This window comes from Roseicella sp. DB1501 (assembly GCF_013112485.1).
GTDB lineage: Bacteria > Pseudomonadota > Alphaproteobacteria > Acetobacterales > Acetobacteraceae > Paracraurococcus.
Genome location: NZ_JABFHG010000002.1, coordinates 191827 through 216866, shown reverse-complemented (window position 1 = coordinate 216866; position 25040 = coordinate 191827). Strand labels below are relative to the sequence as shown.

The following is a 25040-nucleotide window of genomic DNA, read 5'->3' as shown; positions in this document are numbered from 1 at the left end:
ATGGCCGAGGGGCAGGATGCCGAGGATCGTTCGGAAGCCCCGACACAGCGCCGGCTGGACAAGGCGCGCGAGCAGGGGCAGGTGCCGGTCTCGCGCGAGGCCGCGACCTTCGCCACGCTGCTCGCCGCGACGCTGGCCGGCGTCCTGACCCTGCCCGCGGCCGGGCTCGCCTGGCTGCACGCGCTGCAGGCCCTGCTCGAGGCGCCGGCGCCCGATGCCGCGGCGGCGCTCGGCCTGCTGCGGGCCGCCGCGCATCTCGCCCTGCCGGTGATCGCCGCGACCGCGATGGCCGCCATCCTCGGCCATCTGGCGCAATCCGGCCTGCTGCTGCGGCCGGAAGCGGTGCTGCCGGATCTCGGGCGCCTCAATCCGGGCAAGGGCCTGCAGAAGATCATCGGGAAGGAGGCCTGGTTCGAGCTGCCGCGCACCCTGCTGAAACTCGCGGTGGTGGGCGGGGCGCTCTGGCTGGCGGTGGATCTGCAGAGCCTCGCGGCGGTGCTGCACCAGCCGGTCGGGGCGCTGCCCGGACGCATCGGCCGCGAGGCGCTGCATCTGCTCGTGGTCGCGCTCGGCGCCTTCGCCGTCCTCGCCGTCCTCGACCTGCTGCTGGTCCGCTGGCGGCATCTGCGCCAGCTGCGGATGAGCCGCGAGGACCTGCGCGAGGAGATGCGGGACGTCGAGGGCGATCCGCATGTGAAGGCGCGGCTCCGCCGGTTGCGGGAGGGCCGGGCGCGGCAGCGCATGCTGGCCGCGGTGCCAAAGGCTACGGTTGTCATCACGAACCCAACACATTACGCTATCGCTCTGTCCTATCAGCAGGGGCAGTCCGCGGCGCCGCGGCTGGTGGCGAAGGGGGTCGACGAGATGGCGGCGCGCATCCGGGCGGTGGCCGAGGAGCATGGCGTGCCGCTGGTCGCCAACCCGCCGCTTGCCCGCGCCCTCTACCGGCTGGAGGTCGATACCGAGATCCCGGCAGAGCACTGGCAGGCGGTGGCCGAGATCATCTCCTATGTCTGGCGGCTGCAGGGCCGCTCGGCGCGTGGCTGAGCCCGGAACTGAAGCGCAGCCGGAGGCCAGCCTCCTCGCGGGCTTCCGGATGCTCGCCGACGGCCTCGGCGAGGGACTCGCGCTGCTCGACGGCGCGGCTTGCCTGGTCGCCGCGAATGCCGCCCTGGCGCGGCTGGCGGGGGAAGCGGTTGCGCCGGGCCTGCCGCTCGCCGCGCTCTTCGCCGCCGAGGCCGGGCCGGTCCTGGCCTCGGCCCTGGCGGCAGCGCGGGCCGGGATCGCCTCGCCGCCGCTGCGCCTGCCGCCGGCGGCGCCGGGCGCGGCGGCATGGGAGGTCTCGCTCGCCGCCCTGCCATCCTGCCCGGCCGGCTGGCTGCTGCTGCGGGCGGCGGAGATGGGCGGCGAGACGGGCCGGCTGGTGCAGCTGGGCCGGCTGGCCGGCGGCGTGGTGCATGACGTCAACAACCTTCTGGCCACGATCCTCGTAGGCGCTGGGGCGGTGCGGGAGGCCGGCCTGCCACCGGCCGCCGAGCGGGAGTTGCGGCATCTCGAGGACGCCGCGCGCCGCGGCGCCGGCTTGCTCCGCCGGGTGCTGGCCGACGGGCGGGGCGAGGCCGCCGCGCCGCAGCCGCTGGAGCTGGATGCGGCGATCCGCGGCGCGGCGCCGCTGCTGCGGCACCTGCTCGGGCGCGACATGCGGCTCGATCTCGCCCTTGCCGCGCCGGGGCGCTGGCTGCGCATGGTGCCGGCGCAGCTCGACCAGCTCCTGCTGAACCTGGCGGCGAATGCCCGGGACGCCATGCCCGGCGGCGGCCGGCTGCGCATCGCGACCGGCTTTCACCCGCCGGGCAGCGAAGGGCTGCCGCCCGGCGCCTGGCTCGCGCTCGAGGTGGCGGATACCGGCACCGGCATCCCGCCCGAACTCCTGCCGCGCCTTTTCGAGCCCTTCGTCACCGGCCGGGCGAAGGCGGGCGGCACCGGCCTCGGCCTCGCCACGGTGCGGGACATCCTGGCCGGGCTGGGCGGGCATGTCGGTGTCGAGAGCCGGCCGGGGGAGGGGGCCTGCTTCCGCCTGCTGCTGCCGCCAACGCCGGAGCCGGGGCCATCAGCGGAGGGGCCGCCAGCCCTGGTCCTGTTCGTCGAGGACGAGGCGTCGCTGCGCCGGCTCGGCACCCGCTTGCTGCAACGGGCCGGGCATGCCGTGCTGGCGGCGGGGAGCGCCGAATCGGCGCTGGAACGGCTGGCCGGGCAGCCGGCGCCGAGCCTGCTGGTCAGCGACCTGGTCCTGCCGGGGATGGACGGGCTGGCCCTGGCGCGCGGGTTGCGCCGGCGCTGGCCGGGACTGCCGGTGCTGCTGCTGTCGGGCTACGGGGCAGCGACGTGGGCGGGGGAGGAATTCCGCGTCCTCGGCAAGCCCTTCGAGCCGGCGGCACTGCTGCGCGAGGTGGCGGCCGCCCTGTCGCCGCGGCCCGTCGCCGGGGTCGAAGGGGCGGCGATCCATGGCGATGTTTACTAAATGTTCTTGTTTTCGGCAGTCAGCAAGGCCATACTCTGCAGCACGCAGCCAGGGCAGGGCAGAGGGCCAGGGGTCCCACAGCCCATCGCGGCACGTTAGGTTTCGAGCGAAATATCCGCATCCATAAAGCGCGTCGGTTGTAGACCGGCGGATCGAGGACAGGGGCAGCCAGGATGGACAAGTCGAAGGCGCTGGACGCCGCGCTCAGCCAGATCGAGCGCTCGTTCGGCAAGGGCTCGATCATGCGCATGGGCGCGAAGCAGCAGGCCGAGAACGAGATCGAGGTGATCTCGACCGGCTCGCTCGGCCTCGACATCGCGCTCGGTATCGGCGGCCTGCCCAAGGGCCGCATCGTCGAGATCTACGGCCCCGAGAGCTCGGGCAAGACCACGCTGGCGCTGCATGCCATCGCCGAGGCGCAGAAGAAGGGCGGCACCTGCGCCTTCATCGATGCCGAGCATGCGCTCGATCCCGGCTATGCCAAAAAGCTCGGCGTCGATGTCGACAGCCTGCTGATCAGCCAGCCCGATGCCGGCGAGCAGGCGCTCGAGATCTGCGACACGCTGGTCCGCTCGGGTGCGGTCGACGTGCTGGTGGTGGACAGCGTGGCGGCGCTGGTGCCGCGGGCCGAGCTCGAGGGCGAGATGGGCGACAGCCATGTCGGCCTGCATGCCCGATTGATGAGCCAGGCGCTGCGCAAGCTGACCGGTACCGTCTCCCGCTCCAACTGCCTGCTGATCTTCCTCAACCAGATTCGTCTCAAGATCGGCGTCATGTTCGGCAATCCGGAGACGACGACGGGCGGCAATGCGCTGAAATTCTACGCCTCGGTCCGCCTCGAGATCCGCCGCATCGGCGCGATCAAGGACCGCGACAGCGTGGTCGGCAACCAGACCCGGGTGAAGGTGGTGAAGAACAAGATGGCGCCGCCTTTCCGCGTCGTCGACTTCGACATCATGTATGGCGAGGGTGTCTCGAAGCTCGGCGAGCTCATCGATCTCGGCGTCAAGGCCACCATCGTCGAGAAGTCGGGCGCCTGGTTCAGCGCCGAGGGCCAACGCATCGGCCAGGGCCGCGAGAACGCCAAGCAGTTCCTGCGCGACAACCCGGAGGTGGCGAACGCCATCGAGCAGAAGGTGCGCGCCCAGGCCGGCATCGTCGCCAATGCCATGCTGGTCGGCGGCGAGGGCGAGGAGGCCGAGGAGAGCACCGCGGCCGAGTGACCGGCCGGGTCGCGGCCCGGCGCCCCTGATCCGGGCGCCGGACCTGCGATCCAGCCCATCCCGCATCCGGGCCATCGGGGGCCTGGGCTCCCCGGTCGTACCCAGCTCGCCCCCGGGCCGCTCGCCGACCCGGGGGCGCGATCCCGTTCCGGGACGGCGTCTGGGCGCCCCGGCCGTGTCGCCCCTCGACGCATTTCCTGATGCGCGCTAGAGCGTTCGCCGCAGGGCTGGCCCGCGGCACCGGCGGAATCTGCCCCACAATCAACGGCCTGCCAGGCAAGGCTCGCGTCAAGGCCCGCGTCATGCCCCCTGGGCCGGGGCCGGAGACTGACCCTCCCGCAGGGCATCAGGGACAGAGATGACCAGCAGCAACGATATCCGCGCCACCTTCCTCGACTACTTCGCCCGCAACGGGCACCAGGTGGTCGAGAGCTCGCCGCTGGTTCCGCGCAACGACCCGACCCTCATGTTCGCCAACAGCGGCATGGTGCAGTTCAAGAACGTCTTCACGGGCCAGGAGAAGCGCGCCTACAGCCGCGCCACCACCGCCCAGAAATGCGTTCGCGCCGGCGGCAAGCACAACGACCTCGACAATGTCGGCTACACCGCCCGGCATCACACCTTCTTCGAGATGCTGGGGAATTTCAGCTTCGGCGACTACTTCAAGGAACAGGCGATCCATCACGCCTGGACCCTGCTGACCAAGGACTTCGCCCTGCCGAAGGACCGCCTGCTGGTCACGGTCTATACCGAGGACGAGGAAGCGCCGGTCTTCTGGAAGAAGGTCGCCGGCCTGCCGGACAGCCGGATCATCCGCATCCCGACCTCGGACAATTTCTGGCGCATGGGCGATACCGGCCCCTGCGGGCCCTGTTCCGAGATCTTCTTCGACCACGGCCCCTCGATCCCCGGCGGCCCGCCCGGTAGCCCGGACGAGGATGGCGACCGCTTCATCGAGATCTGGAACCTCGTCTTCATGCAGTTCGAGGAGGGGCCGCCCGGCACCCGCGTGCCGCTGCCGCGGCCCTCGATCGATACCGGCATGGGGCTCGAGCGCTTCGCCGCCATCCTGCAGGGCAAGCACGACAACTACGACACCGACACGCTGCGGGCGCTGATCCTCGCCTCGGCCGAGGTGACGGGCCAGGACCCGGATGGCCGCTTCAAGGCCAGCCACCGCGTCGTCGCCGACCATCTCCGCGCCGGCACATTCCTCATCGCCGATGGCGTGATGCCCTCCAACGAGGGCCGCGGCTACGTGCTGCGCCGCATCCTCCGCCGCGCCATGCGCCACGCCCATATGATGGGCTCGCGCGAGCCGCTGCTGCACCGGCTGGTGCCGGTGCTGGTCCGCCAGATGGGCGCCGCCTATCCCGAGATCCAGCGCGCCGAGGCGCTGGTGACCGAGACGCTGAAGCTCGAGGAGACGAAGTTCCGCAACCTGCTCGAGCGCGGCCTCGGCCTGCTCGCCGAGGAGAGCGGCCGGCTCGGCGAGCGCGGCACCCTGCCCGGCGAGGTCGCCTTCCGTCTGTATGACACCTACGGCTTCCCGCTCGACCTGACCCAGGACGCGCTGCGCGCCGAGGGCAAGACGGTGGATGTCGCCGGCTTCGAGGCGGCGATGGCCGAGCAGCGCCGCCGCGCCCGCGCCGCCTGGGCCGGCTCGGGCGAGGCGGCGACGGATGCCGTCTGGTTCGACATCCGCGAGAAGGTCGGGGCGAGCGAGTTCCTCGGCTACTCGACCGAGAGCGCCGAGGGCGAGATCCTCGCCATCACCCGGGACGGCGCGCCGGTCGAGAGCGCCCCGGTCGGCGCCGAGGTGGCGGTGGTGCTGAACCAGACGCCCTTCTACGGCGAGAGCGGCGGCCAAGTCGGCGATACCGGCCTGATCTCGGCCGGCGAGGCCTGCCGCATCGTGGTGCGCGACACCCAGAAGAAGCTCGGCGACCTCATCGTGCATCTCGGCACCGTCGCGCATGGCGAGGCGCGGGTCGGGCTGGCGGTGCAGGCCGAGGTGGACCATGTCCGGCGCTCCAACGTCCGGGCGCATCACAGCGCCACCCACCTGCTGCACGAGGCGCTGCGCCGGCGGCTCGGCACGCATGTGGCGCAGAAGGGCTCGCTCAACGCCCCGGACCGGCTGCGCTTCGACGTCTCCCAGCCCACCCCGATGAGCGATGACGACCTCGCCTGGGTGGAGGAGGAGGTGAATGCCCGCATCCGCCAGAACACCGAGGTCAGCACCCGGCTGATGTCGCCGGAACAGGCGGTGGCGGAGGGCGCCATGGCGCTGTTCGGCGAGAAATACGGCGACGAGGTCCGGGTGGTCGGCATGGGCCATGACCCGGACTCGGCCAACAGGGGCGGCATCTACTCGCTCGAGCTCTGCGGCGGCACGCATGTGCGCCGCACCGGCGATATCGGCCTGTTCAGGATCGTCTCCGAGGGTGCCGTCTCGGCCGGCGTGCGTCGCATCGAGGCGGTGACCGGCCCCTTCGCCGAGCGGCTGGTCGAGCAGGCCGATGCCCGGCTGCGCGAGGCGGCGGCGGCGCTCCGCGTGCCGCCCGCCGAGGTGCCGGCCCGCATCGCCACCCTGCTCGAGGAGCGGCGCAAGCTGGAGCGCGACGTGGCCGAGCTGCGCAAGCAGCTGGCGACCGGCGGCGCCGGCGCCGAGGTCGAGACGCTGGGCGGCCTGCGCGTCGCGCTGCGCAACCTCGGCGAGGTGCCGCCGCGCGATCTGAAGGGGCTGGCCGAGGCCATCCTGAAGGGCGGCACGGCGGATGTCGTCGCCCTGGTCTCGACCGCCGAGGGCAAGGCCAGCATCGTCGCCGGCCTCGGCGAGGTGGCCAGGGGCAAGGCGGATGCCGTGGCCCTGGTGCGCGCCGCGGCGGCCGCGGTCGGCGGCAAGGGCGGCGGCGGAAGGCCGGAGATGGCGCAGGCCGGCGGCCCCGAGGGCGGCAAGGCCGAGGCGGCGCTGGCGGCGGTGCGAGGGCTGCTCGCCAGCTGAGCCCCCGCCCGACTTACGGCTTTAGCGGTTTGGCGATCCCTGGCCGGCAGGATGCCGGCCATGGTCGAGCTTCTCGGCATCCTGCTCGCCCTGGCGCTGCTGGGCCTCGGCCTGCTCGCCGCGCGGCTGATCCGCCGCTTCGTGGCGTTGCTGCGGCGTCTGGGCGGCTCGCGTCGCAGGCCGCGGCGCCAGGGGGAGCGGCATCACGGCCGGCCCGGCCCGGCATCCCCCGCCCGCCTGCGCGGCCAGCGGCTGCGGCGCGCCCGCACCCGGGCGCGCGCCCAGGCGGCCCGCATCGCCGCGCTGACCGCCGAGCTGGAGCGCAGCCACCGGGCGCTTCGCCTCGCCGAGGCGGCGCTCGCCCGGCCCGGCCCGCCGGAAGGGCGCTTCCTGCGCGCGAAGCGGGCCTTCGCCCTGCAATTCCACCCCGACCGGCTGCGCTGCGCCGAGCCGGAGCGCGGCATCCGCGGCGCCATCTTCCGGCAATTCTGGCAGGAGCTGCGGCGCATCGAGCGGGGCTGACCGCACCGTCCGGACTTGCGCCCGGCGATGAAGGGGCGGGACGACTTGACCTCCCTGCGCTTGGAGTCATGGCGCTTGTCGAAGCCGTCGCTGCCCGTTGCCCTGCTGCGGCTTCGCCGCGGCAGACTGTGACGGATCTGGGGCAGGAGGGGACTCCATGGCGCCCCCGCAACGCCGCGCAGCGGCTTTGCGGGGAGTTCACCCCTCCCGCAGCGCCTCGCGCACCACGCTGCGGAACTCCCGCCGGTAGAGCTCGCGCAGCACCACCAGGCTGGCCAGGATGAGCGCCAGGGGGTGCAGGATCCAGGCGAGCGCCGCCAAGCCGAAGTAATAGGCCCGCAGCCCGGTGTTGAAATGCCGCGCCGCCCGGTTGGCGACCTTGGCGGCCATCGCGGCATGGCCCTCGCGCGTCGGATCCGCCGGGTCGTGCGAGATGCCGCCGATGACGATGGAGCAGTAGTTGAACTGCCGCAGCGCCCAGGTCAGCTCGAAGAAGGCGCGGACGAAGATGAAGAGCAGCAGGGCGATCTTCATCTCCCAGGCCGCCGGGTCGGAGGGCGCCGCGAAGGGCAGGGCGCCGAAAACCCGGGTGCCGATCTCGGGCGAGCCCATCATCGCCACCAGGCCGCCGAGGATGAAGATGGCGGTGTTGGCGAGGAAGCTCGTGCTGTTCATCAGGTTGCCGATGATGTTCGTGTCCATGATGCGGTTCTCCCGCGTCACGGTGATCTGCAGCCAGCGGTGCCGGTGCGCGTCCATGGCGGCGATCACGCTCCGCGCCCGCAGCGCGGGATGGTGGTCGACCAGCGCGGCATAGCCCATCCAGCACAGGGTGAAGACGGCGAGGGCGACCCAGTCCAGCAGCGACAGCGAATGCATGCGTCGAGCATAGCGCGGATGCCGCCGCAGCCCGAGCGCCACGCCGTGGCCGCGAAACGGCTCTACTATCAATGGTCTATGGAATTTTCACGCTCCCCAGCCGGCGCCGAACTGCTCTAGGCTGCAGGGTGACCTGCCGGCCCAGGAGGAAAGGGCGCCGGCGCAGCAGGACTGGGAGCCGGCATGAGCGACGCCCTGTGGACCCTGACGATCCGCCGGTTCAGCAGCACCGGCGCGCCGGAGGAGATCGCGCAACGCATCCGGAAGGGGCTGCTTCCCACCCTGCGGCAGGAGTCGGGTTTCCGCGCCTATTACGTCGCCCGGGTGGATGGCGGCGGCGGCATCGTCTCGGCGACCATCTTCGAGGATGAGGCGGTCTCCGACCGGGTCACCGAGCATGTGCTCGCCTGGACCGAGGCCGAGCTGGCCGATCTGGTGACCGGCGCGCCGGTGATCACCCGGGCCACCCTGCACCTGCATTTCGATGCCGAGCGTCCGGGCCTCGACAGCTACATGCTGGTGCGGGCGACCGAGGGGCTGGGGCCGGCCAACGGCAACCTGCCGGTGGTGCAGGAGCGGCTGGTGCCGATCTCGGCCGAGCAGCCCGGCTTCCGCCATCTCTATATCGGTCGCGACCGGGACCAGGCGGGGCGCGGCCTCGCCGTCTCGATCTTCACCAACCGCAGCACCGCGACCGCGGCGCATGCCCAGGTGGCGGCGGCCATGGCGCAGCGCCGCGACCTATGGCCACAATCCCCGCAGGTGCTCGCCGCCGGCGAGGTGATCGTCGCCGCCACTGCCTGACCGCGGGGTGGCAGGGGGATGCCTACCCTCCGCCGCCGCATCGGCTACACTCCCGGCCAGGGGATCGAAACGGCCGGGAGAGACGAGCAATGAGCAGTCCGTTCCAGGAGCAGGTGCAGCGCGCGGTGCGCGACGAGGCGGCGCTGCGGGCGGCGCTCGCCGAGGCGGATATCGCGCCCATGCTCATGGTGCTGGTGCAGCTCACCGGCGACCTGGCGATCCTCGACGAGGTGGCGCCGCACATCCACGGTGCCTGGAGCTTCCTCGAATCCGTGCCCGAGCCGCTGAAGCAGAAGGTCCGGGACCGGCTGGTCGAGGCGCTGCAGGACTATGCGGTCGACGACCGGCCGCCGCCGCCGCTGCCGCCGGCCGCGACCCTGCAGCGCATGATGAGCGGCGGCGTCGGCCAGACCGTGCCCGAGGAATACATCCCGGTGCTGGTCGAGGAGACCCGCCTGGCGGAGGAGGATCCGCGCGCCGTGCGCTGGCGGCGCGACCCGGCGCGCCTGCCGCTCGGCGAGATGCAGGTCGTCATCATCGGCGCCGGCTTCGCCGGCCTCGGCATGGCGGTCCGGCTGAAGCAGATGGGCATCCCCTTCACCATCCTGGAGAAGAACCCGACCGTCGGCGGCACCTGGCTGGAGAACCAGTATCCCGGCTGCGCGGTCGATACGCCGAACCACTTCTTCTCCTACTCCTTCGCCCCGAACAATGCCTGGACCCGGCACTTCTCGCAGCGGCCGGAGATCCATCGCTACATCGAGGAGTGCTACGACCGCTACGACATCCGCCGGCATGTGCGCTTCGGCGTCGAGGTGACGCGCGCCGCCTATGACGAGGCGGCGTCGCGCTGGCAGGTGAGCCTCCGGCCGGTCGCGGGCGGCGCCGAGGAAGCCCTCTCCTGCCGCGTCCTCGTCTCGGCGGTCGGCCAGCTCAACCGCCCCGCCATCCCCGCCATCCCGGGGCTCGACGACTTCGAGGGGTCGCTCTTCCACACCGCGCGCTGGGATGCCTCGGTGCCGCTCGCCGGCAAGCGGGTGGCGATGATCGGCACCGGGGCGAGCGCCATGCAGGCCGCGCCCTCGATCGCGCCGGAGGTGGACAGGCTGGTGGTGTTCCAGCGCACGCCGCACTGGGCGGTGCACAACCCGAACTACCACAAGACGGTCAGCGCGGGGAATCTGTGGTGCCTCGAGAACATCCCCTATTTCGGCCAATGGCTGCGCTTCCAGCTCTTCTGGGCCGGCTCGGACGGCTTCCACGCCTCGCTGCAGGTCGATCCCGGCTGGACGCAGCCCGATCTCTCGCTGAACGAGGCCAATCACCGGATGCGGGAGATGCTCATCGAGCATGTCCGCAAGGAACTCGACGGCGATGAGGACCTCCTCGCCAAGGTGATCCCGGGCTACCCGCCCTATGGCAAGCGCATGCTGCGGGACAACCACTGGTACCGCATGCTCAAGCGCCCGAACGTCACGCTGGAGACCGGGCCGATCGAGCGGATCACGCCGGGCTCCATCGTGATGCGCGACGGCACCGAGCATGTGGTCGATGTCATCATCCTCGCTACCGGCTTCCAGGCCTCGAAGATGCTGACGCCGATGGAGATCGCCGGGCGCGGCGGCCGCACGCTCCGCGATGTCTGGGGCGATGACGACCCGCGCGCCTATCTCGGCATGACCGCGCCGGGCTTCCCGAATTTCTTCATGATCTACGGGCCGAACACCAACCTGGCGCATGGCGGCAGCATCCTGTTCCACCACGAATGCCAGGTCCGCTACATCTGCCAGGCGCTGCGCGAGATGGTGGAGCAGGGCTACGCCTCGCTCGAGGTGCGGCCGGAGGTGCACGACGCCTACAACCACCTCGTCGACGAGACCTGCCGCCGCATGGTCTGGAGCCATCCCGGCGTGACGAGCTGGTACAAGAACAAGAACAACCGCGTCACCGTGACCTCGCCCTGGCGGCTGCTCGACTACTGGAAGCTGACGCAGCATTTCGTGCCCGAGGAATTCCGCGCCGCCAGGCCGGGCGAGGCCATGCAGGTGCCCGGCCAGGGCCGCGCGGCGGTGGACAGCGCCGAGCGGCTGACCGTCAGCTAGAGCGTGATCGCTTGAGGTGGAAACACCGGAAAGCGTGACTCACGCGATCAAACAACGGCCTGGACCATGATCCGCGACCCTGTGTGAGCGGATCATGGTCCAGGGCGCGCCGCGCCCGGCCGCTGATGCGACGACCCGCCCAGGCGCTCCTGCCGGCGCCCGGGCCAGCATGGCAGGCCGCCCGCAGAGGCGGCGCCGGAGGAGGAGACGACCATGACCCTGCACACCCGCCTCTGCGACCTGCTCGGCATCGAGACGCCGATCCTGCTCGCCGGCATGGGGCGCGCCAGCACGCCCGAGCTCGCCGCCGCCGTCTCCAATGCCGGCGGCCTCGGCGTGCTCGGCGCCGCGAGTTGCGGCCCCAACCAGCTCCGCGCCTGGATCCGCCGCATGCGCGAGCTCACCGACCGGCCCTTCGGCGTCGACACGCTGCTGCCCGCCTCGGTGCGGCGCGGCGGCGGCAATGCCGGCGGCCCCCCGGCCGAGAGCCTGCTGCCGCAGCATCGCGGCTTCGCCCAGGACTTCATGGCGCGGGAGGGGCTCAATCCGCTGGACGAGGCCGGGCTCGCCGCGGCGCTCGGCCGCGATCCCGCCGACCGCGACGGCCCGGTGCCGCTCTCCCGCGCCTTCTTCGAGGCGCAGATGGAGGTGGTGATCGAGGAGCGCGTGCCGGTCTATGCCGCCGGCCTCGGCAATCCCGCGCCCTGGCTCGACCGGCTGCATGCCAACGGCACCAAGGTGATGGCGGTGGTCGGCACCACGCGGCACGCGCGGCAGGTGGTCGAGTCCGGCATCGACCTCATCGTGGCGCAGGGCCATGACGGTGGCGGCCACAACGCGCCGATCGGCACCATGGCGCTGATCCCGCAGGTGGTCGATGCCGTCGCCGGCCGCGTGCCGGTGCTCGGCGCCGGCGGCATCGGCGACGGGCGCGGCATCGCCGCGGCGCTGATGCTGGGCGCCGAGGGCGTCTGGATCGGCACCGCCTTCCTGGCGACCGAGGAGGCGGGTATCGCCCCGGCGCAGAAGCAGGCGCTGGTCGCGGGCAATGACGAGGGCACCACCGTCTCCCGCTCCGTCACCGGCAAGCCGGCGCGCATGGTGAAGAACCGCTGGGCCGTCGCCTATGCCGAGGCCGGGCTGGAGCCGCTGCCCATGCCCTATCAGGGCATGGTCTCCTCGCCCGTCACCGCCGCCGCGCTCGCCGCCGATCGCGCCGATATCTGGGGCGGCTTCGCCGGCCAGGGGCTCGGCATGATCCAGGGCGTGCGCCCGGCGGCCGAGGTGCTGCGCGACCTCGCCACGGGGGCGGAGCGGGTGCTGGCCGGCGCCGGGCGCTTCACCGACCGCGCCGCCGGGGGCTGAGGGATGGACCTCGCCCTCTCCGAGCGACACCGCGCGCTGCAGGCATCGGCGCGCGACTTCATCGCCCGTTTCGGCCCTCTCTCGCCGCCGGTCGGCGGCGGCGGCGGCCGGCGGCGGCCCGACCGCAAGGCGCTCGACTGGCAGGCGCTGCTGATCGAGCACGGCTTCGCCGCCCGCGCCGTGCCGCGCCGCTATGGCGGCTACGGCGCCGAGCCGGACGTGCTGGACGCCGCGATCATCACGGAGGAATTCAACCGCGCCGGCATCAGCCTCGGCATCCAGGGCCAGGGCATCCGCATGCTGGTGCCGACCCTGCTGGAGGTCGGCACCGAGGCGCAGCGCGAGCGCTGGATCGGCCCGACCATCCGCGGCGAGGTGATCTGGTGCCAGGGCTATTCCGAGCCCGAGGCCGGCAGCGACCTGGCCGCGCTCCGCACCGCGGCGCGGCTGGAGGATGGGCAGTTCGTCGTCAACGGCCAGAAGATCTGGACCAGCTCGGCGCATTTCGCCGACATGATGTTCCTGCTCTGCCGCACAGAGCCGGACCGGCCGAAGCATCTCGGCATCTCCTACCTGCTGCTGTCGATGGACAGCCCGGGGATCGAGGTGCGCCCGTTGCCGACCATGACTGGCCATCCCACCTTCAACGAGGTCTTCTTCACCGATGTCCGCGTGCCAGCCGACCAGATCGTGCTCGGCCGCGGCGAGGGCTGGCGGGTGGCCAATGTCACCCTGAAGCACGAGCGCATGCTGCTCGGCGATGCCGGCAAGCTGATGCACCGCCTGCACCGGCTGCGGGTGCTGCTGGCGGAGACGCGCGTCGATGGCGAGCCGCTGCTGGCGAAGCCGGTCTGGCGCGACCGGCTGATGCGGCTGCAGGGCGAGGTGCTGGCGGCGAAATACCACCAGATGCGCCTGCTCGGCGAGGCGGCGCGCGGCGAGGAGAGCGGCCTCGGCCTGCTGGTGGTGAAGTATTACGGCTCGACCCTCGCCTGGCGGCTGGCGGCGCTGGCCGTGGACGCGCTGGGCGAGGCCGGCCTGGTCTACGAGCCGCATGACGACCTCGCCGAGGACGATGCCGCGACCGCCTGGTACGCCGACTGGATGTACGATCTTGGCCTGATCATCGGCGGCGGCAGCTCGAACATCCAGAAGAACATCATCGCGGAGCGCGGCCTCGGCATGCCGCGCGAGCCGAAGATCCAGAGCGGGGCGTGACATGGCATTCGGGCTGAGCGAGGAGCAGCGCCTCTTCGACACCTCCCTGCGCGGGGTGCTGGCGGCGCGGGTGACGCAGGCCGCACGGCAGGCGGCGGCAGAGGCGGCCGGGGATGGGACATTCGATGCGGTGCTCTGGACGGCGCTGACGGAGCTCGGCCTGCCCGGGCTGCTGCTGCCGGAGGCGGCGGGCGGCGCCGGGCTCGGCCTGGCCGATGCCGCGCTCGCCGCCGAGGCGCTGGGCTACCATGCCGCGCCCACGCCCTTCCTCAGCAGCGCCGTGCTGGCGCCGCTGGCGTTGCGGCACCTCGGCGATCCGGCGGCGCAGGCCGAGTGGCTGCCGGCCCTCGCCGCGGGCCGGATGCGTGTCGCCTTCGCCCTCGGCGCCCTGGCGGGTGGGACCGGGTCCTGCACCCTGCGGCGGGACGGCGAGCGCCTCTCCGGCGAGGTCGCGCCGCTGGTCGAGGCCGGTGGCGCGACGCATGCGCTGCTGGCCCTGCCAAGGGACGGGCGGGGGGAGGGGCTGGCGCTGCTCGCCCTCGATGCGCCCGGCGTCGCGCTGCGGCCGCGCCCGGGCCTCGACCGGCTGCGGCCGCTGGCGGCGCTCTCGCTCAGCGACGCGCCGGCGCGGTTGCTGCCCGGCGATGCCGCGCCGGTGCTCGATGCCGGCCGGGTGATCCTCGCCGCCGAGACGCTGGGCGCGGCCCAGGCCATGCTCGACCAGGCGGTCGCCTATGCCGGGCAGCGCCGGCAATTCGGCCGGGCCATCGCCAGCTTCCAGGGCGTCAAGCATGTCTGCGCCGAGATGGCGGCCTGGCTGGAGCCCTGCCACGCCTTCCTCCGGCATGCCGCGGCGGCCCAGGATGCAGCCCGGGCAGGGGGCGTTGCCGAGGCACGGATGCTCGCCTGCCAGGTGAAGGCGCATCTCGACGAGGTTGGGCGCGACGTCGCCCGGCACGCGACCGAGGTGCATGGCGGCATGGGCTTCACCGAGCTGCTGGGCCTGCCCTTCTGGTTCAAGCGCATCGCCGGCAACCGCCAGCTCCTCGGCGGGCCGGAGCGTTGCCGCGAGGAAGCGGCGATGGTCCAGGGATTCGCGGCATGAGGCGACGCCGGCTCGCCGCCGCGCTGCTCTGGCTCGGCCTGCTGCCGGCGGCGGCGCGCGCCGCCGATCCGCCCGCCGGTCCACCCTGGCCGGCGCGGCCGGTGAGCCTGGTGGTCGCCTATCCGCCCGGCGCGATCACCGACACGGTGGGCCGGCGCGTCGCCGAGCAGCTCGGCACCGCGCTCGGCGCCTCCATCATCGTCGAGAATCGCGGCGGCGCCGGCGGCAATGTCGCGGGGGCTTATGTCGCGCGCGCCGCCCCGGATGGGCATACGCTGCTCTTCACCTCCTACGGCAACCTGATCATCGCCGCGGCGGCGAAGCTGTCGGTCGGATTCGATCCCTTCAAGGACCTGGCGCCGGTCGGGATGGTCGGGCCGATGACCGTGGTGCTGCTGGTGCGGCCCGACCTGCCGGTGCGGACGCTGCAGGACTTCACCCGCCATGTCGCGGCGCATCCCGGCGCGCTCAATTTCGCCAGCGTCGGCTTCGGCAGCTCCTACCACCTGCTGATCGAGCAGATGATGGCCTATGGCCGGCTGAGCATGAACCACGTGCCCTATCGCGGCGGCGCGGCGGCGATGACGGATTTCCTTGGCGGGCGGGTGCAGGCGACGCTCGCCACCTGGCTCTTCGCCCGGCCCTACATGACGGATGGCAGCGCCCGGCCCATCGCCGTCGCCAATGCCGCCCGCGCCCCGGTCGCGCCGGATCTGCCGACCGTGGCCGAGGCGGTGCCGGGCGCCGCCATCGCCGAGGGGCTCGGCCTCTTCGCGCCCGCCGGCACGCCGGCCCCGGTGATCGGCCGGCTGAACGCGGCGCTGCGCGGCATCCTCACCGCGCCGGCGATGCATGGCTGGCTGGAGGAGAATGGCGTGACGCCGCAGCCCGGCCCGCCCGAGGCCTTCACCGCCGAGATGCGCCCGGCCGCGGAGTCGCTCGCCCGGCTGCTGCGCGAGACGCAGATCCGACTGGAATAGGGCATATCCCCACGACGTCGCCGCGCGCCGCCGTGGGGACCCCGTCATGCCTCGCCGTAATGCACCCGGCGATAGGGGCGGGAGACCACCGTGTCGTCGGTGTGGATGTCCCACAGGCTGGTGCCGTTCGAGGCCTGATGCGCCTCGAACAGCCGCTGCATGCCGCCGAGCGAGGTGACGGTGTCGCCGCGGATGCCGAAGCCGCCCGCCACCGCCGCGAGGTCGCCGCGGCCATGGATGACCAGCGCCGGGTCGAGGCCGGTGGCGCGGAATTTGTGGATCTCGGCGCCGTAGCCGCCATCGTTGATGGTGGCGATCAGCATTCGGTGCCCTTCGCGCCGGATCGTCTCCAGCTCCTGCGCATGCATCAGCAGGCTGCCATCGCCCTCGATCAGCAGCACCTTGCCGTCCCGCCGCGCGGCGGCGACGCCGATCGCCCCGGGCAGCCCGTTGCCGATGGCGCCGAAGTCGCAGACCACGTTGATTCGCTCGGGCGCCCGGCCGCGCAGATGCGTCATGGCGATGCCGAGGAAATGCCCGCCGCCGATCACCACGTCCCAGTCCTTCGGCACGATGGCGTCGAGCTCGAGCATCGCCTGGCGTGGATCGACCAGGCCGGGGGCGATGGCGAACTCCTTGCGGTCGGGCCGGTCCTCCGCGATCTGCGCGGCCAGCGCGGCGCTGCGGAAGCCCTCCTTACGCAGGCCGCGCTGCGCGAGCGCGGCGGCGATCGCCTCGGCGCCGCCCGCCGCATCGGCGATGACATGCAGGTCGGCGGTGCGCAGCCCCTGCCACAGCCCGCGCGGATGGGTGTCGATCTGCACCGTGCGGGCATTCGGGTAGAGATAGCCGCTCTCGGTCGTGTAGGCGCCGAGCCCGACGCCGATGCCGATGACGAGGTCCGCCTCGGCGAAGCATTCGCGCGCGAAGTCGGAGGCGAAGGCGCCGGCGATGTCGAGGGCGAAGGGATTGCCCTCGAACATCCCCTTGGCCTGCAGCGAGGTGGCGAGCAGCGCGCCGCTGGCCTCGGCCAGCGCCTCGATCTCCGCCCGGGCGCGGGCGAGCCGGGCGCCGCGGCCGGCGATGATCACCGGCTTCTCCGCCTCGGCGATCATGGCGACGACGCGCTCCACCATCGCCGGGTCGGGCATCGGCCGCTGCGGCATCGGCAGGTAGTCGGCCGAGGGGATGTAGTCCGCCATGTAGGGATAGGCCTGCTTCTGCAGGTCCATCGGCACCGAGAGCACCACCGGCCGGCGTTCCAGCGCCGCGGTGTGGAAGGCCTCGCGGACATTGTCGAGGGCGCGGTCGAGCGAGCGGATCGGGATGTAATGCGCGCCGGTCGCCTGGGCGAGCGGCGCCATGTCGATCTGCTGCAGGTAGAAGGAGGCGAGCAGCGGCGAATCGCCGGCGAAGACGACGAGCGGCACGTTCGCCCGCGCGGCGATGGTCAGCCCGGTCATGATCTGGGTGAAGCCGGGGCCGCAGGTGGTGGAGGCGACGCCGACCTTGCCGGTGGCGCGCGCATAGGCATCGGCCATGGCGACGGCGCAGTGCTCGTGCCGGGCATTCACCACCCGCACCCCCGGCTGCCGCGACATGGCCTCCGACCAGTACATGTTGGCATCGCCCATCAGGGTGAAGAGCACCTCGCAGCCCTCGGCCGCGAAGGCCTGGGCGAGGACATCGGAGAGCTTCGGGTCGGCCATGGTCAGGGGGTTCCTTTGCCCAGGAGGCTGCGCAGCCAGGAGCGGAAGGCGAGCCAGGCGAGGCGGAAGGCGCTCAGCTCGCGGGCCGGCGCCAGGGACGGGGTGCGGGGAGGGGCGGGGGGCGGTGTCGGGGCCGGCGCCGGGGTGGGGGTCGATGCGGGCGGCGCGGCGACCGGGGCGGGGGCGACGGGGGCAATCCGCGCGGCGGCCACGGGGGCGACCGGGGCGGCGGACGGCGGCTCGGGCGCCGCTGCCTCCGCCATCGCCGGCAGGGCGGCCTGGCCGCGCTCGGCCACCAGCCTCGCCATGTTGGCGGAGAACTCGCCGAGCAGGGCGCGCGCGACATGCACGCCGCCGGCATTGGCGAAGGTCTCGAGCGGCCCGGTCACGGTGAAGCGCCCTTCGACATCGAGCAACGTGTCCGCGCCATCGGCGCGCGCCGCGACCGTGCCGGAGGAGAGGGCGCGCGAGGCGCCGCGCTGGTCGATGCCGCGGCCCTCGATGCTGCAGCGATGCGCCTCGTGGTCGAAGCCGAGCGTCGCCTCGCCGCGGAAGGTCGCGGTGGTCGGGCCGAAGCGCACCTTCACCGCGCCGCGCCAGACGCCGTCGCCCTGCTCGGGCGCGAGGGTCGCACCGGGGATGCAGCTCGCCACCGCCGCAGGGTCGCTCAGCAGCGGCCATACAACATCGAGTGGCGCCGCAATGCGCGTCTGTTCCACAAGTTCGGGCATGGACGGTTCCGGCTGGGAGTCTTCACCCGCAGCCTGCGGAAGCCGGAGCGATTGCGCAAGCCGGGTCGGTCGGCCGTCCATCCCAGGCTCAAGCGCAACACTCGCAGAGCCGTGAAGTTTGTATCGTGGGGTAATTCTTGTTGAGCGACAGTTTTATGACATAAGGCCGCCATCGCCGTCCTGGGAGGGTCGGTCCCGTCGCAGAACAGCCCTGAACCAACAGGAGCAAGCGGCCCTGGCATCGTCGGATGCCGGGGCCGTCGCGCGTTCGGGGGATGGATCAGGGGCGGGTGCGTCCCGCTTGCACAGGCACAGCCCCCGCCATCGCCGCCCGGTGCCCTGCCGCGGCGTCGTCGCGGCAGGCCGTGACGCATCAAGGTGCAGGAGCGAATTCCAGGGCCCCCACGGAGCCGCGCAGCGGCTTGGTGGGGAGTATCACGTGCCGCAGAAGGTCTGCAGCACCCGCTCCTCCTCGCGTGGCGGCAGCATGAAGGGCTCGATCTCCGGCCGCTCCTCGAAGGGCCGGGCGGTGGCCGCGAGCAGCGCCTCGAAGGGCGCGAGGTCGTCGCGCTCGACCGCGGCCGTGATCACCGCCTCGATCTGGTGGTTGCGCGGGATCACGGCGGGATTGGTCGCGCGCATGGCGGCGGCCCGGTCCCGCGGCCCGCCCGGCTGCGCCGCCAGCCGCTCCCGCCAGGCCGGCGCCCAGCTATCGTAGGCGGCCGGGTCGCGGAACAGCGCCCGCAGCGCCGCATCGCCTTCCGGCCCAGCGGCGGCATTGCAGAGACGGCGGAAGGTCAGGGTGAAGTCGGCGCCCGTCTCCGCCATGCGCTGCAGCAGCGCCTGGACCAGCTCGAGATCGGTCGGGTCGTCGCCGGCGAGGCCGATCTTCCGCAGCAGGCCGGCGCGGTGCAGCGCCTCGAACCGCGTTGCGAAATCGCCCAGCGCCGCCTGCGCCACCTCCACCGCGGCCTCCTCGGTCTCGGCGAGCAGGGGCAGCAGCGTCTCGGCCAGCCGGGCGAGGTTCCATTGCGCGATGCGCGGCTGGTTGGCGTAGGCATAGCGGCCGAAGCTGTCGATGGAGCTGAAGACCGCCTTCGGGTCATAGGCATCCATGAAGGCGCAGGGGCCGTAATCGATGGTCTCGCCGGAGATGGCGCAGTTGTCGGTGTTCATCACGCCGTGGATGAAGCCGATCTGCAGCCATTGCGCGACCAGCGCCGCCTGCCGCCGCGCCACGCCTTCGAGGAAGGCGCGATAGGGGTTGGCGGCCGAGGCGGCCTCCGGCTCATGGCGGGCGATGGCGTAATCGGCCAGCAGCCGCACCGCCTCGGCATCGCCGCGCGCGGCGAAATACTGGAAGCTGCCGACGCGGAGATGGCTCGCCGCGACGCGGGTCAGCACCGCGCCCGGCAGCGCCGCCTCGCGGAAGACATGCTCGCCGGTCGCAACGGCCGCGAGGCTGCGCGTGGTGGGCACGCCGAGCGCCGCCATGGCCTCGCTGACGATGTATTCTCGCAGCACCGGGCCGAAGGCGGCGCGACCGTCGCCGCCGCGCGAGAAGGGTGTCCGGCCGGAGCCCTTGAGCTGGATGTCGCGCCGCCGCCCCTCGCGGTCCACCACCTCGCCGAGCAGGATGGCGCGGCCGTCGCCGAGCTGCGGCACGAAATGCCCGAACTGATGCCCGGCATAGGCCAGCGCGATCGGCTCCGCCCCTTCGGGCAGGCGGTTGCCGGCGAAGATCGCCGCGCCCTCGGCGCCCGCCAGCGCCGCCGGGTCGAGCCCGAGCTGCTCCGCCAGCGGCGCGTTCAGGCGCAGCAGGCGCGGATCGGCGACCGGCGTCGGGTCGAGCCGGGCGAAGAAGCGGGGCGGCAGGCGGGCATAGCTGTTGTCGAAGGGGAAGCGGGCGGCCATGCGGGGCGTCTCCCGATGCGGCGGGGCGGTGGGCCGGCATATGGGGCCGGTGCCGGCGGGATGCGACCCGTAGGAAGGCTAGGGCGTGATCGCTTGAGGTGGAGGCACCGAAAAGCGTGCATCACGCGATCAAATAACGGCCTGGACCATGATCCGCGAGCCTGTGTGAGCGGATCATGGTTCTAGGGGAGGCCCTGCTCCTCCGGCGCGGCCACCGCGGCCTCGGCGCGATCGGCGGGGCAGCTCGCCGCGCGCCGCTGCCGGAAGGCGCTGCGATAGACCGCATAGGGATCGAGCGATTCGGCCTCGATCCGGGCCAGCGCGTCGTGCAGCGCGTCGTAGCCCACCAGCGCGTCGCCGGTGCTCCAGGCGAGGAAGAGGTCGGAGCCGAGCGCCTGCGACAGCGTGGCGCTGGTGGCAGCGAGCGCCCCGGCATCGCGCAGGGTCGAGGGGCCGAGCAGCGGCAGCACCAGGAAGGGGCCGCTCGGCACTCCCCAATGGCAGAGCGCATCACCCGGGGTGAGGGGATGCCGCGGATAGCCCATGGCCAGCGCCCGGTCGCGCAGCCCGCCGAGGCCGAAGGTGGTGTTGATGCCGAAGCGCGCCGCGGCGTTCCAGGCAAGCCCGGTCTCGCCGGCGGCGAGGCTGCTGGCCAGGGTGAGCGGCTCGTTCAGGTTGGCGAAGGCGTTGGCGATGCCGTGCCGGATGCGCGGCGTGGTGGTGGCGCGATAGGCTTCGGCCAGCGGCGCCAGCACCCAGCGCCGCGCCAGGTCGTTGAAGGCATGGACGCGGCGGTTCACCCCCTCCAGCGGATCGGCCTCTGCCAGCGCCGGCCGGCCGGGCAGGGCCAGCGCCAGCACGAGGGCGCCGGCGGCGAGGAGGGACGGGCCGGGACGCCGGACGCGCATCGCAGGTCTCCGAGGATCAGGCGCAGCATAGCGAGCGCTTCAGATATAGGGCAGAGCGAGGCGCATCGCGGCATCGCGCAGCCGGGCGGGCAGGGAGCGATGGGCGAGCGTGCCGGCGGAGAGGCGCTGCCGGCGCCGCGCTTCGATCAGCCCGGCGATCAGCGCCGCGGTCGCGGCATCGTAGATCTCGAGGTCGAGCTCGAAATTGAGCCGCAGGCTCCGCAGGTCCCAGTTCGAGCTGCCGATCAGGCTCCAGGCCCGGTCCACCACCATCAGCTTGGTGTGGTCGAAGGGCGGCGGGTTCCACCAGATGCGGCAGCCGGCGGCCAGCAGCGGCCCGACATGGGCGCGCATGGCCCAGTCCACGGCGCGGTGGTTGCTGCGCTCCGGCACCACGATATCGACCGCGACGCCGCGCAGCGCCGCCAGGGCGAGGGCGGTGATCAGCCGGTCATCGGGCAGGAAATAGGGCGTCATGATGCGGATCGAGTCGCGGGCGCAGGTGATCGCCTGCAGCAGCACGACCTCGATCTTCTCCAGGTCCTGGTCGGGGCCGGAGGTGACGACGCGGGCGATGGCGTCGCCGGCCGGCGAAGCGGGGCGCGGTGGCGCGGGCGCGACGGGCGGCGCCGGAGCGCCGGTGGCGAAATGCCAATCGGCATCGAAGGCGGCGGCGAGCTGCCCCACCACCGGGCCGCGCAGCTCGAAATGCGTATCCCGCACCGGATGCGCCGGGCCCTGGGCCAGCAGGTTCTCCGCGCCGATGTTGAGGCCGCCGGCGAAGCCCAGCGCGTCGTCGATGACGAGGACCTTCTTGTGCGAGCGGAGATTGAGGAAGGGCATGTTCCAGGGCAGCGGCGAGTGCAGGAAGCGCGCCGCCGGCACGCCGTTCCGCCGCAGCCGGCGATAGGCCGGCGAGAGGAAGTAGCCGCCGCCGATGCCGTCGATCAGCACCCGCGCCGCGACGCCGCGGGCCTGAGCGCGGATCACCGCGTCGAGGATCGGCGCCCCGGCCGCGTCGTCGCGCAGGATGTAGCTGGAGAGCCGGATGCTGGCGGTCGCGGCCTCGATGGCGGCGAGCATGCGCGGATAGGCCTCGTCGCCGCAGCGGAGCAGGGCGACGGCATTGCCGGGCAAGGCGCGGCGGCGGCTGACCCGCCGCGCGGTGCGATCGATGGCCGCGAGGGTGGCGTCGAGCTCCGGGCCCGGCGGCTCGGGCGCCGCGGATTGCGCCGCATCCTCGCCGCGGTCGAGCGAGCGGGCGCGCCGGCGCACCCGGTTGATGCCAAGCAGGTAGTAGAGGGCGCTGCCGAGGAAGGGCGAAAGCCAGGCGAGGCCAATCCAGCCGATGGCGGTGCCGACCTCGCGCTTGCGCAGCAGGACATGGCCGGTGACCAGGGCGGAGAGACCGATGTGCAGCAGCGTCAGCCCGGTCGCGGCGAGCGTGGTGGTCGGGCTGGTCATGCCTGGGGACAGTCCTCCTCGGCGAGCGCGGCGCTGCGGCGACTCGCCCAGGCGAGCAGGATAGGCCGGTTGCGCGCTGGCGGGTGACGTCCTCGGGCCGGTGCGGGTGGCAGTGCCTCGGGGATGGGCCTCGGGAGTAGGAGCAGGACTGGCGGATGGGGTGGGATTCGAACCCACGATACGCTTTTGACGTATACGCACTTTCCAGGCGCGCGCCTTCGACCGCTCGGCCACCCATCCGGCGCCGCGGCCGCCCGGAGGGGGCCGCGAGGGCGCGGACCATAGTGGCCGGGCCGGGGGAGGGCAAGCCCGAGGGGCATCGGCGCGAGCATCGGCGAAAGCCCCTTTTCCGCGGCGCGCTTCCGTGGTTCCTCCCGCCACCGAACCAAGCCCGGGAGGTCAACCGACCCCATGAAGCGTCGTCTCATCCTGCGCGGCGGCACGCTCGCCGCCGCGGCCGCTCCGCTCGCCCTGCCGGCGGTGGTCCATGCCCAGGCGCCGGCGCTGCGCTGGCGGCTGACCAGCAGCTACCCGACCAGCCTCGACGCCATCCATGGCGCCGCGCATGTCTTCGCCAAGACAGTCGCCGAGCTGACCGAGGACCGCTTCCAGATCCGCGTCTTCGGCCCGGGCGAGGTGGTGCCGGCGCTGCAGGCGCTGGATGCGGTGCAGGCCGGCACGGTCGAGGCCTGCCACACCACGGCCTCCTTCTACACCGGCAAGAACCCGGCCTTCGCCTTCGCCACCGGCGTGCCCTTCGGCCTCAACACCCGCCAGCAGAGCGCCTGGATGGTCGAGGGCGGCGGGATCGAGATGCTGAACGAGCTCTTCGCCCAGTACAACGCCTACAGCCTGCCGCTGGGCGCGACCGGCGCCCAGATGGGCGGCTGGTTCCGCAAGGAGATCCGCAGCACCGAGGATCTGAAGGGTCTCAAGATGCGCATCGCCGGCCTGGGCGGGACGGTGCTCTCGCGCGTCGGCGGCGTGCCGCAGCAGCTCGCCGGCGGCGACATCTACCCGGCGCTGGAGCGCGGCACGATCGACGCCGTCGAATGGCTCGGCCCCTATGACGACGAGAAGCTCGGCCTCAACAAGGTGGCGCCCTACTACTACTACCCGGCCTGGTGGGAGGGGGCGGCGAATACCAGCTTCGTCGCCAATCTCGAGCAATGGAACGCCCTGCCGAAATCCTATCAGGCCACGGTCCGCACCGCCTGCGCCGAGGCGACGACCTGGATGGTCGGGCGCTACGACACCCGCAACCCGGACTCCCTGCGTCGCCTGCTCGCCAGCGGCACCCAGCTCCGCGCCTTCCCGCGCGAGGTGATGGAGGCCTGCTACCGCGAGGCCCTGGCGCTGGAGCAGGAATTGGCGGGAAAGAGCCCGGAATACCGCAAGATCCACGAGGCCTGGTCGAAATCGCGCGACGACATGCGCGCCTGGTTCCGGGTGGCCGAGCTCTCCTTCGACAATTTCCTCGCCCAGGCGGCGGCGCGGCGCTGAAGCGGCTGCCCTACACCCCGTAATGCCGCCGGTACCAGGCGACGAAGGCCGGGATCCCGATCTCGATCCCGGTCGAGGGCACCGCGCCGGTCAGCGCCCGCAGCAACGAGGTGTCGGCCCAGGTCTTCAGCACCTCGCCCGGCTGCATCGGCAGGTAGTTGCGGATCGCCTCGCGGCCGCAGGCCCGCTCGATCTCGGCGATGAGGTCGAGCAGCGGCACCGGCCTGGCAGCGCCGATGTTGACCACCCGGAAGGGCGCGACCGGGCTGACGGAATCGCAATCCGCGACCTTCCGCCCGGCCTCCGGCACGCAGTCCACGAGGCCCAGGATGGAGGTCACCAGGTCGTCGATATAGGTGAAGTCGCGCTCCATCCGGCCATGGTTGTAGATGTCGATGGCGCGGCCGTGCAGGATCGCGTCGGTGAACTTGAAGAAGGCCATGTCCGGCCGGCCCCAGGGGCCGTAGACCGTGAAGAAGCGGAACATGGTGATCGGCTGGCGCTGGATGGCGGCCTGGGAATGGCCGATCTGCTCCGTCGCCAGCTTGGTCGCGGCGTAGATGTTGAGCGGCGTCGCCACCGCCTCGGTCTCGCGGAAGGGCATCGCCGTGTTGGCGCCGTAGGCCGAGCTGGTCGAGGCCATCAGCAGGTGGCGCACCGGCCGCGCCCGGCAGGCCTCGAGCAGGGCGAAGGTGCCGCGGATATTGGCGTGGATGTAGCTCGCCGGATGCTCCAGCGCGTAGCGGACGCCAGCCTGGGCGGCGAGGTGGATGATCACTTCCGGCGCCTCCCGCGCCATCACCTCCTCGAGCCGCGCCGCATCGGTCAGGTCGAGGATATGCGCGGTGAAGCCGGGCTGCCGGGCGAGCTCGGCATGCCGCGCCTCCTTCAGCCGGACGTCGTAATAGGGGACCATGGCATCGATCCCCGCCACCGCATGGCCGGCGTCGAGCAACCGGGCGGCGACGTGGAAGCCGATGAAGCCGGCGCTGCCGGTGACGAGGAATTTCATGGCCGACGCTCCGTGCTGCCCGCGCCCAGATAGGCCAGAACGCGCCGGCGCGGAAACCGCCCGGCCCGTCCGG

Annotated in this window: 19 protein-coding genes and 1 tRNA gene; 12 read left to right on the top strand and 8 right to left on the bottom strand. The window is 72.5% G+C overall.

Features of this window, described 5'->3' with window-relative positions; all coding sequences use genetic code 11:
• The 5 genes from HJG45_RS04365 to HJG45_RS04345 all read left to right on the top strand — a co-directional run bounded on the left by HJG45_RS04365 (position 1) and on the right by HJG45_RS04345 (position 7273).
• On the top strand, positions 1 to 1047 hold the full coding sequence (locus HJG45_RS04365; protein ID WP_171610876.1) for a flagellar biosynthesis protein FlhB: 1047 nt from the start codon (positions 1 to 3) through the stop codon (positions 1045 to 1047).
• Positions 1040 to 2521 (top strand): ATP-binding protein, encoded by a 1482-nt coding sequence (locus HJG45_RS29345; RefSeq protein WP_171610875.1) that lies wholly within the window; start codon positions 1040 to 1042, stop codon positions 2519 to 2521. The genes HJG45_RS04365 and HJG45_RS29345 overlap by 8 nt, the downstream gene beginning before the upstream one ends.
• A gap of 173 nt (positions 2522 to 2694) precedes the next feature.
• Positions 2695 to 3744, top strand: coding sequence for a recombinase RecA (gene recA / locus HJG45_RS04355; protein WP_171610874.1), 1050 nt, complete (start codon positions 2695 to 2697; stop codon positions 3742 to 3744).
• A gap of 358 nt (positions 3745 to 4102) precedes the next feature.
• On the top strand, positions 4103 to 6751 hold the full coding sequence (gene alaS / locus HJG45_RS04350) for an alanine--tRNA ligase (RefSeq protein ID WP_171610873.1): 2649 nt from the start codon (positions 4103 to 4105) through the stop codon (positions 6749 to 6751).
• A gap of 60 nt (positions 6752 to 6811) precedes the next feature.
• The gene (locus HJG45_RS04345; protein WP_171610872.1) at positions 6812 to 7273 is read left to right on the top strand and encodes a hypothetical protein; all 462 of its coding nucleotides are present in this window, start codon (positions 6812 to 6814) and stop codon (positions 7271 to 7273) included.
• Between the two features lie 198 nt (positions 7274 to 7471).
• Here the strand turns inward: HJG45_RS04345 and HJG45_RS04340 are convergent, their stop codons facing one another.
• Complete coding sequence (locus HJG45_RS04340; protein WP_171610871.1) at positions 7472 to 8152, bottom strand: DUF599 domain-containing protein; 681 nt, start codon at positions 8150 to 8152, stop codon at positions 7472 to 7474.
• Between the two features lie 183 nt (positions 8153 to 8335).
• On the opposite strand from HJG45_RS04340, the gene HJG45_RS04335 reads away from it, so the two are divergent.
• The 6 genes from HJG45_RS04335 (at position 8336) to HJG45_RS04310 (ending at position 15726) form a co-directional block, all read left to right on the top strand.
• Positions 8336 to 8956, top strand: a complete 621-nt coding sequence (locus HJG45_RS04335) for a hypothetical protein (RefSeq protein ID WP_171610870.1) — start codon at positions 8336 to 8338, stop codon at positions 8954 to 8956.
• A gap of 89 nt (positions 8957 to 9045) precedes the next feature.
• Entirely contained in the window at positions 9046 to 11058 is a 2013-nt protein-coding gene (locus HJG45_RS04330) for an NAD(P)/FAD-dependent oxidoreductase (protein WP_171610869.1), read from the top strand.
• A 213-nt stretch (positions 11059 to 11271) separates the two neighbouring features.
• Positions 11272 to 12423, top strand: coding sequence for a nitronate monooxygenase family protein (locus HJG45_RS04325; RefSeq protein ID WP_171610868.1), 1152 nt, complete (start codon positions 11272 to 11274; stop codon positions 12421 to 12423).
• A gap of 3 nt (positions 12424 to 12426) precedes the next feature.
• Entirely contained in the window at positions 12427 to 13641 is a 1215-nt protein-coding gene (locus tag HJG45_RS04320) for an acyl-CoA dehydrogenase family protein (RefSeq protein ID WP_171610867.1), read from the top strand.
• Between the two features lies 1 nt (position 13642).
• Positions 13643 to 14746 carry an acyl-CoA dehydrogenase family protein gene (locus HJG45_RS04315; protein WP_171610866.1) on the top strand — a complete coding sequence of 368 codons (1104 nt, stop codon included), beginning with the start codon at positions 13643 to 13645 and terminating at the stop codon, positions 14744 to 14746.
• The gene (locus HJG45_RS04310) at positions 14743 to 15726 is read left to right on the top strand and encodes a tripartite tricarboxylate transporter substrate binding protein (protein ID WP_171610865.1); all 984 of its coding nucleotides are present in this window, start codon (positions 14743 to 14745) and stop codon (positions 15724 to 15726) included. The genes HJG45_RS04315 and HJG45_RS04310 overlap by 4 nt, the downstream gene beginning before the upstream one ends.
• A gap of 44 nt (positions 15727 to 15770) precedes the next feature.
• Here HJG45_RS04310 and HJG45_RS04305 read toward each other — a convergent pair whose 3' ends face one another.
• From HJG45_RS04305 to HJG45_RS04280, 6 genes are all read right to left on the bottom strand, one after another.
• Positions 15771 to 17435, bottom strand: coding sequence for a thiamine pyrophosphate-binding protein (locus HJG45_RS04305; protein ID WP_171610864.1), 1665 nt, complete (start codon positions 17433 to 17435; stop codon positions 15771 to 15773).
• 2 nt (positions 17436 to 17437) lie between these two features.
• A complete protein-coding gene (locus tag HJG45_RS04300; RefSeq protein WP_171610863.1) occupies positions 17438 to 18166 on the bottom strand; it encodes an SRPBCC family protein in 729 nt (242 codons plus the stop codon).
• 435 nt (positions 18167 to 18601) lie between these two features.
• Entirely contained in the window at positions 18602 to 20080 is a 1479-nt protein-coding gene (locus tag HJG45_RS04295) for a YdiU family protein (protein ID WP_171610862.1), read from the bottom strand.
• A 182-nt stretch (positions 20081 to 20262) separates the two neighbouring features.
• Complete coding sequence (locus HJG45_RS04290) at positions 20263 to 20988, bottom strand: VacJ family lipoprotein (RefSeq protein WP_171610861.1); 726 nt, start codon at positions 20986 to 20988, stop codon at positions 20263 to 20265.
• A 39-nt stretch (positions 20989 to 21027) separates the two neighbouring features.
• Complete coding sequence (locus tag HJG45_RS04285) at positions 21028 to 22452, bottom strand: phospholipase D-like domain-containing protein (protein ID WP_171610860.1); 1425 nt, start codon at positions 22450 to 22452, stop codon at positions 21028 to 21030.
• Between the two features lie 149 nt (positions 22453 to 22601).
• A tRNA-Ser gene (locus tag HJG45_RS04280) sits at positions 22602 to 22692 on the bottom strand.
• 171 nt (positions 22693 to 22863) lie between these two features.
• Between HJG45_RS04280 and HJG45_RS04275 the strand changes: the two genes are divergently transcribed.
• Positions 22864 to 23955, top strand: coding sequence for a TRAP transporter substrate-binding protein (locus HJG45_RS04275; RefSeq protein ID WP_171610859.1), 1092 nt, complete (start codon positions 22864 to 22866; stop codon positions 23953 to 23955).
• A gap of 10 nt (positions 23956 to 23965) precedes the next feature.
• Here the strand turns inward: HJG45_RS04275 and HJG45_RS04270 are convergent, their stop codons facing one another.
• The gene (locus tag HJG45_RS04270; RefSeq protein WP_171610858.1) at positions 23966 to 24967 is read right to left on the bottom strand and encodes an NAD-dependent epimerase/dehydratase family protein; all 1002 of its coding nucleotides are present in this window, start codon (positions 24965 to 24967) and stop codon (positions 23966 to 23968) included.
• Positions 24968 to 25040: the final 73 nt, after the last annotated feature.

Bases quoted from the DNA above. Each gene is read 5' to 3' on its own strand.
- HJG45_RS04325 (WP_171610868.1), top strand. From the start codon at position 11,272: ATGACCCTGCACACCCGCCTCTGCGACCTGCTCGGCATCGAGACGCCG.
- HJG45_RS04345 (WP_171610872.1), top strand. From the start codon at position 6,812: ATGGTCGAGCTTCTCGGCATCCTGCTCGCCCTGGCGCTGCTGGGCCTC.
- HJG45_RS04305 (WP_171610864.1), bottom strand. From the start codon at position 17,435: ATGGCCGACCCGAAGCTCTCCGATGTCCTCGCCCAGGCCTTCGCGGCC.
- HJG45_RS04335 (WP_171610870.1), top strand. From the start codon at position 8,336: ATGAGCGACGCCCTGTGGACCCTGACGATCCGCCGGTTCAGCAGCACC.
- HJG45_RS04290 (WP_171610861.1), bottom strand. From the start codon at position 20,988: ATGCGCGTCCGGCGTCCCGGCCCGTCCCTCCTCGCCGCCGGCGCCCTC.
- HJG45_RS04300 (WP_171610863.1), bottom strand. From the start codon at position 18,166: ATGCCCGAACTTGTGGAACAGACGCGCATTGCGGCGCCACTCGATGTT.
- recA (WP_171610874.1), top strand. From the start codon at position 2,695: ATGGACAAGTCGAAGGCGCTGGACGCCGCGCTCAGCCAGATCGAGCGC.
- HJG45_RS04330 (WP_171610869.1), top strand. From the start codon at position 9,046: ATGAGCAGTCCGTTCCAGGAGCAGGTGCAGCGCGCGGTGCGCGACGAG.
- HJG45_RS04295 (WP_171610862.1), bottom strand. From the start codon at position 20,080: ATGGCCGCCCGCTTCCCCTTCGACAACAGCTATGCCCGCCTGCCGCCC.
- HJG45_RS04270 (WP_171610858.1), bottom strand. From the start codon at position 24,967: ATGAAATTCCTCGTCACCGGCAGCGCCGGCTTCATCGGCTTCCACGTC.
- alaS (WP_171610873.1), top strand. From the start codon at position 4,103: ATGACCAGCAGCAACGATATCCGCGCCACCTTCCTCGACTACTTCGCC.
- HJG45_RS04285 (WP_171610860.1), bottom strand. From the start codon at position 22,452: ATGACCAGCCCGACCACCACGCTCGCCGCGACCGGGCTGACGCTGCTG.
- HJG45_RS04320 (WP_171610867.1), top strand. From the start codon at position 12,427: ATGGACCTCGCCCTCTCCGAGCGACACCGCGCGCTGCAGGCATCGGCG.
- HJG45_RS04275 (WP_171610859.1), top strand. From the start codon at position 22,864: ATGAAGCGTCGTCTCATCCTGCGCGGCGGCACGCTCGCCGCCGCGGCC.
- HJG45_RS04365 (WP_171610876.1), top strand. From the start codon at position 1: ATGGCCGAGGGGCAGGATGCCGAGGATCGTTCGGAAGCCCCGACACAG.
- HJG45_RS04340 (WP_171610871.1), bottom strand. From the start codon at position 8,152: ATGCATTCGCTGTCGCTGCTGGACTGGGTCGCCCTCGCCGTCTTCACC.
- HJG45_RS04315 (WP_171610866.1), top strand. From the start codon at position 13,643: ATGGCATTCGGGCTGAGCGAGGAGCAGCGCCTCTTCGACACCTCCCTG.
- HJG45_RS04310 (WP_171610865.1), top strand. From the start codon at position 14,743: ATGAGGCGACGCCGGCTCGCCGCCGCGCTGCTCTGGCTCGGCCTGCTG.